19 protein-coding genes are annotated in these 12,304 nt (G+C 31.3%); all 19 read left to right on the forward strand.

The genetic code is table 11. The features are described 5' to 3' along the window. Positions 1–226, forward strand: a 226-nt coding sequence (locus AN959_RS21400; protein ID WP_172794383.1) for a hypothetical protein, incomplete at its 5' end; no start/stop codon positions are given. Positions 227–304: 78 nt separating this feature from the next. Then, positions 305–820 carry a shikimate kinase gene (locus AN959_RS15230; RefSeq protein ID WP_056832114.1) on the forward strand — a complete coding sequence of 172 codons (516 nt, stop codon included), beginning with the start codon at positions 305–307 and terminating at the stop codon, positions 818–820. Between the two features lie 260 nt (positions 821–1,080). After that, positions 1,081–1,389, forward strand: coding sequence for a putative quinol monooxygenase (locus AN959_RS15235; protein ID WP_056831890.1), 309 nt, complete (start codon positions 1,081–1,083; stop codon positions 1,387–1,389). A 223-nt stretch (positions 1,390–1,612) separates the two neighbouring features. Beyond that, positions 1,613–2,086, forward strand: a complete 474-nt coding sequence (locus tag AN959_RS15240; RefSeq protein ID WP_056831891.1) for a YjdJ family protein — start codon at positions 1,613–1,615, stop codon at positions 2,084–2,086. A gap of 270 nt (positions 2,087–2,356) precedes the next feature. Further along, positions 2,357–2,728 carry an N-acetyltransferase gene (locus tag AN959_RS15245; RefSeq protein WP_256363932.1) on the forward strand — a complete coding sequence of 124 codons (372 nt, stop codon included), beginning with the start codon at positions 2,357–2,359 and terminating at the stop codon, positions 2,726–2,728. 105 nt (positions 2,729–2,833) lie between these two features. Next, positions 2,834–3,400, forward strand: coding sequence for an AAA family ATPase (locus AN959_RS15250; protein ID WP_056831895.1), 567 nt, complete (start codon positions 2,834–2,836; stop codon positions 3,398–3,400). A 50-nt stretch (positions 3,401–3,450) separates the two neighbouring features. Further along, a complete protein-coding gene (locus AN959_RS15255) occupies positions 3,451–4,038 on the forward strand; it encodes an NUDIX hydrolase N-terminal domain-containing protein (RefSeq protein ID WP_082461026.1) in 588 nt (195 codons plus the stop codon). A 75-nt stretch (positions 4,039–4,113) separates the two neighbouring features. Next, entirely contained in the window at positions 4,114–4,551 is a 438-nt protein-coding gene (locus AN959_RS15260) for a GNAT family N-acetyltransferase (RefSeq protein WP_056831899.1), read from the forward strand. A 160-nt stretch (positions 4,552–4,711) separates the two neighbouring features. Next, on the forward strand, positions 4,712–4,954 hold the full coding sequence (locus AN959_RS15265) for a hypothetical protein (RefSeq protein WP_253278929.1): 243 nt from the start codon (positions 4,712–4,714) through the stop codon (positions 4,952–4,954). Between the two features lie 219 nt (positions 4,955–5,173). After that, positions 5,174–5,527 carry a VOC family protein gene (locus tag AN959_RS15270; RefSeq protein ID WP_056831903.1) on the forward strand — a complete coding sequence of 118 codons (354 nt, stop codon included), beginning with the start codon at positions 5,174–5,176 and terminating at the stop codon, positions 5,525–5,527. Positions 5,528–5,785: 258 nt separating this feature from the next. Then, on the forward strand, positions 5,786–6,661 hold the full coding sequence (locus AN959_RS15275) for a phosphotransferase family protein (RefSeq protein WP_056831905.1): 876 nt from the start codon (positions 5,786–5,788) through the stop codon (positions 6,659–6,661). A 34-nt stretch (positions 6,662–6,695) separates the two neighbouring features. Next, positions 6,696–7,553: a GNAT family N-acetyltransferase gene (locus tag AN959_RS15280; protein WP_253278921.1), complete on the forward strand. Its 858-nt coding sequence runs from the start codon at positions 6,696–6,698 to the stop codon at positions 7,551–7,553. A gap of 41 nt (positions 7,554–7,594) precedes the next feature. Further along, on the forward strand, positions 7,595–7,951 hold the full coding sequence (locus AN959_RS15285; RefSeq protein WP_056831907.1) for a cupin domain-containing protein: 357 nt from the start codon (positions 7,595–7,597) through the stop codon (positions 7,949–7,951). 184 nt (positions 7,952–8,135) lie between these two features. Then, positions 8,136–8,666 carry an HAD-IIIA family hydrolase gene (locus AN959_RS15290; protein ID WP_056831909.1) on the forward strand — a complete coding sequence of 177 codons (531 nt, stop codon included), beginning with the start codon at positions 8,136–8,138 and terminating at the stop codon, positions 8,664–8,666. Between the two features lie 234 nt (positions 8,667–8,900). Next, a complete protein-coding gene (locus AN959_RS15295; RefSeq protein WP_056831911.1) occupies positions 8,901–9,713 on the forward strand; it encodes a bifunctional 2-polyprenyl-6-hydroxyphenol methylase/3-demethylubiquinol 3-O-methyltransferase UbiG in 813 nt (270 codons plus the stop codon). 157 nt (positions 9,714–9,870) lie between these two features. Next, on the forward strand, positions 9,871–10,239 hold the full coding sequence (locus tag AN959_RS15300; RefSeq protein ID WP_253278922.1) for a hypothetical protein: 369 nt from the start codon (positions 9,871–9,873) through the stop codon (positions 10,237–10,239). 92 nt (positions 10,240–10,331) lie between these two features. After that, a complete protein-coding gene (locus AN959_RS15305) occupies positions 10,332–11,174 on the forward strand; it encodes a hypothetical protein (RefSeq protein WP_056831913.1) in 843 nt (280 codons plus the stop codon). 55 nt (positions 11,175–11,229) lie between these two features. Continuing rightward, positions 11,230–11,736 carry a GNAT family N-acetyltransferase gene (locus tag AN959_RS15310; RefSeq protein ID WP_056831915.1) on the forward strand — a complete coding sequence of 169 codons (507 nt, stop codon included), beginning with the start codon at positions 11,230–11,232 and terminating at the stop codon, positions 11,734–11,736. Between the two features lie 149 nt (positions 11,737–11,885). After that, positions 11,886–12,281 carry a VOC family protein gene (locus AN959_RS15315; protein ID WP_056831917.1) on the forward strand — a complete coding sequence of 132 codons (396 nt, stop codon included), beginning with the start codon at positions 11,886–11,888 and terminating at the stop codon, positions 12,279–12,281. The last annotated feature ends 23 nt before the right edge of the window (positions 12,282–12,304 follow it).

Consider the following 12,304-nt stretch of genomic DNA (forward strand, 5'->3'; position numbering starts at 1 on the left):
TAATAATAAGAAAGAGTTAATTTCACTCTTTGAAAATGCGGAATTGAATGAGGCTAAAGAACGGTATTCGCCTTTGGATGCAGAATATAAAATATATTCTAAAGTGGACCAAATTTATATATTTGTTGAAGAAAACGTAATTGTATTACCCAAAAAGAATATTAAGTCTTATAAAGTTATTAATAATGATAGTTTTGTAGAAGAAATAGAAGAAATACTACAATAGAATTTATTTCATTATTGTTTGGAGGAATGTATTTTGAAAAAGTTTGTTTTTATATTTGGGCCACAAGCAGTTGGAAAAATGACTGTCGGGCAAGAACTTGCAAAGGTAACAGGCTTAAAGTTATTCCATAACCACATGACTATTGATTTACTAGAGCCATTATTCGGATTTAGTCCAGAAATGTGGAGATTAACACATCTATTTCGGAAGGAAATATTTAATGCATTTTCTAAAAGTAATAATGATGGAATGATTTTTACTAAGGTATGGTATTTCGATCAAAAAGAGGATTGGGACGATATAGAAAATATGTGTCAAACAGTATCTACACATGGTGCAGATATTTATTTCGTTGAATTAGAAGCCAACGTAGAAGAGAGGTTAAAGCGAAATAAGACACCCCATAGACTTGAATATAAACCAACTAAAAGAAATATTGAACAATCGGAACAACATTTAATTGGTACCTTAGAAAGTAATAGATTGAATTCTAAAAAGGGTGAAATTGAAAAGGAGAATTATATAAGAATAGATAATACATATTTGAGTGCAGAAGAGGTGGCTCAAATAATTAAGAAAGAGTTTAAATTATAGTTTATATGTTCAACTTTTTCTTGTTTACTAGAGATGTCGTTTTTTAATCCTTAAATAGGAATCTTTTCTATTTTAAAAGGATTGTCTGATCTCATCAATTGTTTTAAAAAAATATAGTAATTTAGCACTCTTCACCTTTCTTATTGAACTAAAAAGGTTGATTAGAAAAATAAGTTTTAATATTTTTTTATGTAAATAATAGGAATATCGGACTTCGGTGTAGAAGTTATTAACAGGTAATCAAAATTAAGGAGGAGAATATGAGTAAATTTAGTTTGTTTGGCAAGTTTCTAGTACAAGAAGGTGAACTTGACAAAATGGTAGATATTTTGCTGGAAGCTGCAGAATCTATGAAGAAATTAGATGAGTGCGAGATATATCTTATAAATACTTCTGAAAACGAACCAAATTCTGTTTATGTTTATGAAGTGTGGAGCAATGAAAATGCCCATAAAGCGTCTCTTCAACTGGAAGCTACACAAACATTAATAAAGCGTGCAAAACCAATCATTACTGGAGTTGAGAGAATCAGCACCCTAAAAACAAGGGGCGGGAAGGGTATTTCATAAAATTCTTTTTGAACAAATGTGTTGTATTGTAATAGATGTTGGGTTGCTTAGGCAACTCTTTTTTAATGGAACAGATTAGTTGAAGGAAATTTGAAATATTTAGATGGATTTAATGTTACAATTAAAGAAAAATAATCCATTTATTTTAAGGGTTATATCAGTAATATTATGTATTGATCAGTATGAATTATCAGAACGAGAAAGGACTATATGAGGTGGAAAAATGTCTTTTAGAATTATTGTTCAATTATTTGTAGCTCTAATGGTTTTTATAATATCTATTCTTGTTGCGTGGTATGAGGGAAGCCAAATAAGAAATGTTTCTTGGGAGTGGAAATATACTACTATTTTTTCTGAAATGCTAAACGGTCCAGTGAAACAAGCAAGTGATATTTTAACTATTGATTATTTCGTATATGCCGCTAAATTTTTCCCTACTTTCCCATTGCTCATGTTACTTAGTGGAACTTACCTTTTAATTCTTATAGGTTATTCTTTACTCAAACAAAACAATAAGAAGTTTTCGTATTTCCTAACATGTATTGGGGTCTTGTTCTTGATATTAGGTGGTTTAGTTTCAAATTCTCCAACATACGGCTTAAAATTATTTTTCTACAGTTTTATATTTATTGGGATATCATCAATTGGGATATCGTTATTAAGACTTTCTAAGAATAAGACTAAAGAAATTTATTAACTCGAATTTCTGCTTAAACTATTCTGTATTTAAACGTGTTACATAGTGACGATCAATTAGTATGTAAATTAGTTGAAGAAGGTTTTTACAAAAGAATGAAGAACTAAATAATAAGTGTTGTTTAGATGAATTTAGGAGTTGAGCTATGTTAATCAGAGATATGAACTTATCAGATATCGATAGAGTCAGATCAATTGCATTTGCTACCTGGAGAAAAACGTATATTGGGTTTATTCCAGTACCTATTCAGGATAAAGTCTTAAAGGACGCATACTCAATGAGGAGATGAATAATCGGTTTAAAACCTCTCTAAATTTGATTGCTGAAAATAATGAGGGGATAATGGGATATGCTTTTTTCAAAGGAGCTTTGTCAGACAAAGACGTGTTCTTAGAGTCTTTGTATGTTCACCCTAACCATCAAGGAAAAGGCGTTGGAAAACATTTATTGAGAACTGGACTTTCAAGATTCAAAGATACGAATTCTTTATCTTTAACTGTGTACAAAGGAAATCCTAATATTACATTTTACGAAAGAGAAGGCTTCAAGGTGATTAAAGAGATCGAAGGCGCATTTTATGGACATCCAGTAATTTTTACATTGATGAAAAAGAATCTGGTCAAATTGGATAATAACGTTTGATACATTTTAATTATCTTTAGCACTTTTAAAATTATTTTCGCTGTCTAAACTAGTAATGCAGCAATTTGTTGTTAATCCAAAAATTATCAGAATGGAGTTAAGTTCATGAAAAGGTTAGTAATTATGACAGTGGGTATAACCCATAGTGGTAAAACTACGTTCGCAAGAGCATTAGAAAAAGAGCTGCTTAACTCAATTGTGATTGACCAGGATAACCACGCGCAGTTCCTACACACTTATTACGAATCATTACTACCAAAACAAGGTCCAAATGTGATCAAGTATGCACTCACACAAACTATTGTTAATTATGTAGTTAATGAGACTAATTGCCATCTTATTCTTTGTAACTCCAATCGCAATCGGAAAAATCGCTTGAAACTACTTGAACATTATCACAAACAAGGATTTATTTCTATCCTTGTGAATTTTGAAATTCCAGAACATGTTGTTAAAGAACGTGTTGCCATTAGTCAGCGAACTACAACTATTTTAAGAACAGCTTCAACTTTTGAAGAAGTGCTTATTCGACAGCAAAATGAGTCTAATAAAAGCGATGTTATACCTCCAAACCAAGGCGAAGCGGGCCATTTATTTTTGATCAAAAGCGAGAATGATTTTCCGTACATAATTAAAAAAATTATTAGTATTGCCCATACTAGTAATACATAGGAACAAATTAGTAAAAATAATGAATATTAATTGAAGGTGAGGCTAGGTAATTGGAGAATAGATTGTCATTATTAGAAAACGTACGTTCAATTGCACAACTCGGCTTACATTATGCAGTGAATCCATATGATATAGAAAGATACGAAAAATTGCTTTTATTAGCTAGTAAAGAGTATTCGGAGATTACTGAAGTTAAGGAAAGCGTAATTATTGAAAAGTTTAAGAAAGAGCTAGGACATGTAACACCAAAAGTCGGGGTGAATGGAGTTATTTTTTCTTCAGATGGAAAAATGCTTTTCGAACATCGAGCTGATGATGGAACGTGGGGAATTATCGGTGGATGGTGTGAAACAGGAGAAAGTCCCGAAGAATCATTAAAAAGAGAATTTTTAGAAGAAACTGGTCTAGTAATTAAGGTTAATAGTCTCATTGATATATTTACAAGAAAGCCTGGAGATTTTGGACAGCCACACACTTCCTATCATCCTCTATATGCTTGCGAAATAAAGGACGGAGAATTAAGGACTTCATTTGAGAGTTTGGAAATCGGATTTTATAGTATCGATGAAGTAGAAAAATGGCATGGTGAACACTTTGATATGGCTAAAAGAGCTTATAGATATATGAATATGCACTAGGTTTTGAACAAGTTTGCCGATTAGGAGATTATTCACTAAAAGTGCAAGTAATTTCACGGGAGGTTAGTATATTTAATGACAATTGAAGTTAGAGAGGTACTACCAACAGATTATATAGATTTAGTAGAGTTACTGAGCGAATTAGGATATCCTACAACATTAGTAGATTTAACTGAACGGTTTAAGACAATACAAAAACATGAAGATTATCAGTCATTGGTAGCTGTAAAAGATAATGAAATAATTGGTTTTGCAGGTTTATGTAAGGCCTTCACTTTTGAATTTTCGGGTTTATACGTACGATTACTTGCGTTTGTTGTAAGTTCAAAACAACGTAAGCAAGGAGTTGGTAAAAAGTTACTAAAAGCTTGTGAAGAATGGGCACTTCAGCAAGGAGCAATAGCAATAACTTTAAATAGTGGTAATCGAGAAGAGCGTCAAACTGCGCATCTTTTTTATAAAAGTAATGGATATGAAGGCAAAAGTACAGGATTCGTAAAAAAATTTAACTGATGTACTGGAAGATGAATAAAATTAGAATGTTCGATATTCCTGTATTAAAATTCTTAAAACAATAATCACAACAGATGTCAACCAACTATCTTCAATTATTTTTTTTACATAGTATTGATCAAATAAAGGATACTAAAATAAAGGAGTGATAATTTTGGCAGTGTGTCCTTTATGTAACGGATTAAAACAGTTAGAAATATATTGCCCAAAATGTAGTTCTCAATTAGACGACTCTGGCAAGGTTTCCGATTTTTTAGATCCTTATGGTCATTATAATGATGAAGAAACAGTTAAAATGGGTGATGGCTATCCTAATACAGCTAAAGATCAAATTTGCCCTCATTTAATGGTCTGTAATAATTGCAATTATGATGTTGTTAAGTTCATACAAGAAGAGAGCTAAGTAATTACGTTAAACTTACTAAATCATAGAAGGTAACGCGATTAAAGGGTCATGTTGCCTTTAACAAAATTCAGCAAGAGGTTGAATTTTTTATACAAAAAAATAGTTGTTAGAAGGTATTTTGAAGTATATGTAGAAATAACAGGATAATAGCAATATGTATATTAAATATAAAATGTTTAACGATGTTAAGGACAACTGTATTATGGAGGTGTTATATTGAATAGCCCAATTTTAAATCAGATTGGAACAGTTTTTATCCCTGTTCGTAATATAGAAAAAGCTAGGGATTGGTATTGCGATATATTAGGGTTGCCAGCTGACGGAGAAATACAATTTGGACATTTGTTTGTTATTCCAATGAATGGGACTGGCATTGTATTGGATAGTAAGATTTATTCGGAGGAAAATATTTTTAAAACTCCTTCCTTCCATTTCAATACAAATGATATCGAGGAAGCATATAGGTTTATGGAAAGTAAAAATGTTGATTTAATAACTCAAATTGAACATAATCATTATTTCAATTTTAAAGACCCTGATGGTAATCAATTGATGATATGTAAGTGTTAGAGTGTGATTGAATATATATATATTCTCAGAAAGTGATTTAAAAAAGTTTTCAAATAATCATTAATGGAAGAATACGGGATTAAAAAAATACAATAATTTCAAATTAACACAACGCCCATTTGGGTGTTTTTTTGTTAGAAATTAAAGGATTAATGGATTTGATAGGGAAAATAAAATAATATGATGATATATACTAATAGAACCATTTTATGTATAATTGGTAAATTATAGATTCTAGTTATTCTAAGGAGACCCTAGGTGGAGAATATACAAAAGGTAATTAAACAATTCAAACTTCCTATATTGTCGATTGATACCGTTCCAGAGTCATTTAGTTCAGAAGTTTATAAAATTCAATTAATAAACAAAAAGAATGTATACATAAAGATTCCATATAGCAAAGACAAACTTTTTCGTGAGTATAAAATGTTAATTAAGCTAAAAAATTATATGTCGGTACCAACAGTTCTAGACTATTGGGAGGGGGATGAAACAGTAACAGGTGCATTGTTGTTAGAGGAAATTATCGGTGTCCCCTGTTTAGGAAGAATAGATTTCCAGTTAGCTTTCCAAATTGGAGTGAATCATGCAATGCTTCATGCTTTATCAATGCCTGTATATGGTGCAGAAACCAAGAATGGATTTCAACCTTTAGAGAATAACGATTGGAGAAATTTCATTCAACAAACTTTTATTAAGTTCGAAAAACATTCAAGGCTTGAACTTCCTAATGATTTATACGAAAAATCAATCCGACATTTTGAACTCATTTTTCCTACACTACCTGCTCCTGACGGTCCTTGTATTATTCATATGGATTTTCGACCAGGTAATATATTAATACATGACAATAAAGTTAGTGGAATTATAGATTTTGAGAGTGCTCGAGTTGGGTCTACAGAAATTGATTTTGCAAAGATAAATCGTGATGTTTGGTGTAAATATGAAGGAACTAGAGATGCTTATATCTCTGGATATGAGTCGATTCGACCAATTTTGGATTTAGAAAGTATACTTTCTTTTTATTCTTTTTATGATGCCTTTAACTCTATTGGCTGGTGCCGTTTACGAGGAGTAGACAAGCACCAAGCATTTCTTAACGAGAATATAGAGATTTTAAGAAAGATTTTGTAGGAGAAAACGAATCTCTTGAAAGGTGCAGTTAACATTGGATAATTTAAATATTTATTTCACAACTAGAATGCGGAGGATAATTGAAAACGCTGAAAAAGAAGCCCAACTTTCAAAATTCAAGGTTTTACAGCCTATACATTTACTTATAGGATGTTTAGAAGAAAAGACAGGAGCACTTGGTGAAATTTCAATGAAATGTTCAATAGATAAATGTTCTTTAAGAGCTTTATTGGATGAATATGAGGAAACTTCAGATCAACAAAAGATAAACAGTGTTTATTTCAATATTGCTATTACGAAGGAAGTAGCAAATATAATGGAAGTTGTAATTCATTATATGAAAAAGTATAAGCAAGTCTATGTAAACGAAGGCCATTTATTAAAAGCATTAATAACAACTAATGTAATTGATCAGTATTTATCTGATGAAAATAGGGAGATTCTCTTAAATCTAGGGACTACTTCAAGAGATATGATTACTCATCTCGGTAATTACACTTTCCCTGATTTAAGTTGTTGTGATGTCCGCAAAGTGAATAAATACGATTTTCAGCCCTTAATTTATTTTGTTGAGAACAATTTTTCAATCGAGTGGTCACATACAATAAGGGAAGCATTCTCATTAAATGAACCTACGATTTATATAGCTTTAGACAACAATGGAGATCTAGTAGGTTTTGCTGCTTATGATGTATATAAGAATAGGAAATGCTATTTCGGTCCAATGGGTGTAGCGTTGTCCAATAGGGTTTCAGGGATCGGTTATTCTTTACTTCATCATTGTTTAAAAGATATGAGTGAGATTGGTTATGAGTATGCAATTATAGGTGGAGCAGGTCCGATAGAATTTTATGAAAAAGCGTGTAATGCAGTTGTAATTCCTTCCTTGTAAATTATATGTTCAACTTTAACTGTAGTATTAGGGGGTATCAAATGGAGTTTTATACTTTCAATAAAAATAGAGGGAAAAAGATTCCGAATTTCAATTCGGATTTTATCATGTCTCGTATTATCCACACGCAAAAGGAAGCTCAAATAGGTTGTATGTATTTAGAAAAAAATGGAATTATAGGCTATCATCAGGCAACTGTACCTCAGCTTTTGTTAATTTTGAATGGAGAAGGATATGTACGGAATGGTGATGATAAATATTTTAAAGTTCTACCTGGTGATGCTGTATTTTGGGAGAAAGATGAATGGCATGAAACTAAATCAGATAATGGATTGACAGCAATAGTAATAGAAAGTGAAGAATTAAATCCGGCGTTGTTTATGTCTTTAAAACTATAGGTCTAATGAGATGAATCCTTCAATAATGTAGATGAAGTAAAATAAGCTTAAATGAAAATAAGCAGATTTCTATTTAAATAAAATACTATCCAAATACCCTACTAAATTTGCAGTTTATTTTCTGACAACAAGGGCAAACTATTTTTAAAAAAATTTAAACTACAATACATTAGGGGGAACAAAAATGAAGAAGGCAGTCTTTTTGGATCGTGATGGAGTAATAAATGAAGTGCTGAGTGATCGAGTTAAATTTGTGAATAAACCACATGAGTTGTATTTCTTACCGGGTGTTCCAGAAGCGATTAAAAAATTGAATACTTTCTTTGATTTTGTTTTTGTTGTAACTAATCAAGGGGGTGTTGGTTTAGGGTTTATGAAAGAAGCTCAGCTCAACAAAATACATGAACATATGGTTGCTGAATTAAAGAAGGAAGGTGCAACAATTCATGATGTTGCTTATTGTCCTCATAAGCCAAAAGCAGGTTGTGCTTGCCGAAAACCAAATAGCAAATTAATTGTCGATTTGGGTGAAAAATATGATATTGAATTATCCAAATCCTATATGGTAGGAGATACTGATACAGACATCATTGCAGGGAAGAAGGCAGGAACAAAAGGTGTATTTCTAGGAAAGAATGATCCACTTGCAGATGCCGTTTTCCCTGACCTAATTAGTGCTGTGGATTGGATTATTGAGGATGCAACAGCTGAATAATGTGCGATTAGTTATTCTGAAGTTCTTATAACTTTTTTAAATAAAGAGGTGAAAAATAGTGAAAAATAAATTATTCCATGTAGAAATAATCGTGTTTTCATTATTTTTCATCATTTGTTGTTTAATTAACGATGATGCTAAAAATACTAGATGAAATAAGTAGGAACATCCATGCTTTTATAGAAGTATGTAAAGGTTTTTTCGAAAATAAAATAATAGAATGTAGGTGTGGGAATGAGTAATATCATTAATTATTATAATAAGTTTGATGAATGGGGACGTTTAGAAAGAGAACCGATTGAATTCCAAGTTAATTTGCATTATATAAAAAAATATCTGCCTCCAACAGGGAACGTGTTAGATAATGGTGCTGGACCAGGAAAATATTCTATTAAACTTGCTCAAGACGGTTATAGAGTAACCTTAACAGATTTAACGCCGAAACTTGTTGAAATTGCTAGAAATAAAGTACAGGCACTTAATTTGGAAAAACACTTTAATGGTTTTTTTACTGCAGATGCTAGAGAACTTAAAATGATTAATGATGAAGAGTTTGACGCATCATTAATGCTTGGCCCTATGTATCATATACAAGATGAAACTGAACGTATCCAAGCAGTTAGAGAGTTACATAGAGTTACTAAAAATAATGGTATTGTTTTTGTTGCGTTTATGCCAAGAATCAGGCATATATTGACTTCACTATTATATCCTGAACATTGGAAACCAAATGATAACATAGATGAGATTCAACAATTTTCACAAACAGGTAGTTTTAATCATCAAGATGAAGGACGCTTTACTGGTGCTTATTATTTTAATATAGATGAAATCAAACCTTTTATGGAATCACAGGGATTTGAAAGTATAGAATTGATAGGTTCTAATATAGGTGCAATATTAAATAATGATAATTGGAATTACTGGAGAAACAAAGGGGAAGCAGAACTTGAAAAACTCCTGAAAATGCTTATTGAAAAAGCTGACGACCCACATATTCTTGGAATTTCATCTCACTTACTTTATATTGGAAGAAAAAAAGGGTAATTAATTTACTTATATTTCTATTAGACATTTAGATCACCATAGAGGTCAATTACATAATTAGTTGAAAATGCCTGGTATCGCAGTTTCAAGGGAAACGTTATTTTATAAAATTGAAAGTAATAGTTGACCTTAAGATTATTGCAAGGAGAGTGAGATCATGTTGTTTTTGATTATCTTATTATATTGCATTATCGTTGTATTTCTTATAATCAAAAATTCTATAAAAATTTCTACAGCTTTGCTGCCATTATTATTCTTTTCCATATTGTCCAATGTTACTTTGTCTCAAAATTATACACAGAGTTTATTATCGGAAGCTAATGATGGAATCGGCGTATCCAATTTTTTATCTAGTTTCATATTACCAGACGATTATTGGTCTCAAGAATTGTTCCATTCTAGTTATGAACTTACAACAAATTTATCGTTATTACTACTGATTGTTTACATTCTTACAATAGTTGTTGAAAGTATTTTTCTATTAAAGAGAAAAACAAATTTAGCTTCCGACTCGAAATCCAATTAAAAAAAACCCTTCATTATAATTGTTGCTGTTATGTCTTTTCCGATATTTGTTTCGCTTAGTACAAATAAAGGATATTAGGAGAGTAATATAGTATGAGAATTATTGATACAGTCCCATATTTTTTATATAACTATAATTCCTCTATCGATTTTTTAAGAACTTACTATAGTGTATATCCGGATGTATTTAAAGAATATTTCACTTATCACTGTAAAGACACGGAAGAGCGACATATGGAATCTCTTAAAAAGTATCCAGAATATATAGAACGAATAAAAGAAGTTCATCATAATATCTTACCTATTATAGAAGAAACAGAAGAAGAGTACTTTAAGTTATTTCAAATTTCATTTCCTATTGATGTTAATTTGATTGTAGGTGGATTTGGATCAAATGCATATACGCATAGACAATTTATACCGGACATAACTTTTTCTTTAGAGAAATTGTCTCCAAAAACGGAGCATTTGAGAACGATTGTTGCGCATGAGTTTGGTCATGCAGCACAGAATATCATGTCTGAAGAAGCAGGAATAGATTGGACAGAAGTCCAGTGGAAAAGTCCCCTTACATGGCTGAATCAGGAAGGTGCAGCCACACACTTTTCTCGTCGTACAGCAATAAATCTAAATTCTTCCATTTATTTTTCATATAACGATGAAGGAGAAGACTGGTTATCATTTTCAACAAAAAATAGAAAAGAAATAAAAAGAGCATTCTCAGAGGATTATTCAAATTTAACTGATGAATTATTATTTAAAAAGTGGTTTTCGATAAATGGGGAGAATCGGTTTGGTTATAGCAGATTAGGTTACTTTGTTGGAGATATGTTCTTTCAACATCAAATTGAAAATCTAGGCGAAATAAACGCTGTGATTGCTTGGAAGGAAAAAGGTTTTGAAGAAAGTGTAAAACAATGGTTATTTCAAAATTAATATAATAGAAACATTGCGTAATTTTCGAGACACATATGATAGGTGGAAATAAATTTTGATATTCAGTAACGAAATACTTATCAGAAAAATGAAACAGAATGACTTTGAATTAATGGTTAAATGGCTAAATGACCCAAAGGTTTTGGAATTCTACGAAGAGTCTCCTACTAACTACGATAAAGTGGTAAATAAATATGGACCTAGAGTGGAGGGAAAACACTATGTAAATCCTTGTATGATAGAATTTCAAAATGAAACAATTGGATATATACAGTTCTATCCAATACAAGAAAATGAATTAATAAAATATGGCTATCCACAAAATCAAATTATTTATGGTATTGATCAATTTATTGGAGAAACTCAGTTATGGGGAAAAGGAATAGGTACATCCATGATTTCTATGATGGTAAATTATTTGAGTATACATAAAAGTGTATCACGAGTTGTGTTGGAAGTGAAAAATACTAATGTCAGAGCAATCTCTAGCTATGAGAAGTGCGGTTTTAAAAAAATGAAAGAACTTCAAAATGATTTAACTTTAATGGAATGGATAAAATAAGTGTTAATCTTTGCAGAGTTGGTGATCAATAAATTGATCACCAACTCTTTTTCCTTTTTGTGCTACTAGATAAAGTTAGCTAAACAAGAAGGAGTATTATCCCAACTTCTAGAATACAAAGTAATATGGCCATTCAAGGAGGGGTAAAAATGATTTTTGAGGTTACTTTTCAAGTTCGTGTTTCTGATATTAAGGAAGGTCATAAGTGGTATGAAGTAGTATTAAACAAAAAACCAGATTTACAACCACATTCTGGTTTTGTTGAATGGGAAATTCTACCTGGTTGTTGGTTGCAAGTTGCTGAAGGAATCCCTTCAAAAGCTAGTGGACCTTTACGCTTGGGTGTCACTAATATAATTGCTGAAAGAGAGAGACTTGTTAAGGAGTTAGGGATTGATCACTTTGAGATACATTCTAGAGAAGAAGTATCAGCCAAATGGGGAACTTTCACAGACCCATGGGGGAATCAACTAGGGTTCTTTGAGTATCTGGATAAAATAGAAGAAAAAGAGCGATTTAAGCAGATTGGGGAGGGGTCATTTTAAGCATTACCTTTAATAGAAAGTAG

Origin of the sequence: Psychrobacillus sp. FJAT-21963 (assembly GCF_001420585.1) — a bacterium.
In the GTDB taxonomy this organism is placed as follows: Bacteria; Bacillota; Bacilli; order Bacillales_A; family Planococcaceae; genus Psychrobacillus.

What these genes read in the sequence shown, in the direction of transcription:
- AN959_RS15230 (WP_056832114.1), top strand. Translation starts at nt 305, where the DNA reads ATGACTGTCGGGCAAGAACTTGCAAAGGTAACAGGCTTAAAGTTATTC.
- AN959_RS15235 (WP_056831890.1), top strand. Translation starts at nt 1,081, where the DNA reads ATGAGTAAATTTAGTTTGTTTGGCAAGTTTCTAGTACAAGAAGGTGAA.
- AN959_RS15240 (WP_056831891.1), top strand. Translation starts at nt 1,613, where the DNA reads ATGTCTTTTAGAATTATTGTTCAATTATTTGTAGCTCTAATGGTTTTT.
- AN959_RS15250 (WP_056831895.1), top strand. Translation starts at nt 2,834, where the DNA reads ATGAAAAGGTTAGTAATTATGACAGTGGGTATAACCCATAGTGGTAAA.
- AN959_RS15260 (WP_056831899.1), top strand. Translation starts at nt 4,114, where the DNA reads ATGACAATTGAAGTTAGAGAGGTACTACCAACAGATTATATAGATTTA.
- AN959_RS15285 (WP_056831907.1), top strand. Translation starts at nt 7,595, where the DNA reads ATGGAGTTTTATACTTTCAATAAAAATAGAGGGAAAAAGATTCCGAAT.
- AN959_RS15290 (WP_056831909.1), top strand. Translation starts at nt 8,136, where the DNA reads ATGAAGAAGGCAGTCTTTTTGGATCGTGATGGAGTAATAAATGAAGTG.
- AN959_RS15295 (WP_056831911.1), top strand. Translation starts at nt 8,901, where the DNA reads ATGAGTAATATCATTAATTATTATAATAAGTTTGATGAATGGGGACGT.
- AN959_RS15300 (WP_253278922.1), top strand. Translation starts at nt 9,871, where the DNA reads ATGTTGTTTTTGATTATCTTATTATATTGCATTATCGTTGTATTTCTT.
- AN959_RS15305 (WP_056831913.1), top strand. Translation starts at nt 10,332, where the DNA reads ATGAGAATTATTGATACAGTCCCATATTTTTTATATAACTATAATTCC.
- AN959_RS15315 (WP_056831917.1), top strand. Translation starts at nt 11,886, where the DNA reads ATGATTTTTGAGGTTACTTTTCAAGTTCGTGTTTCTGATATTAAGGAA.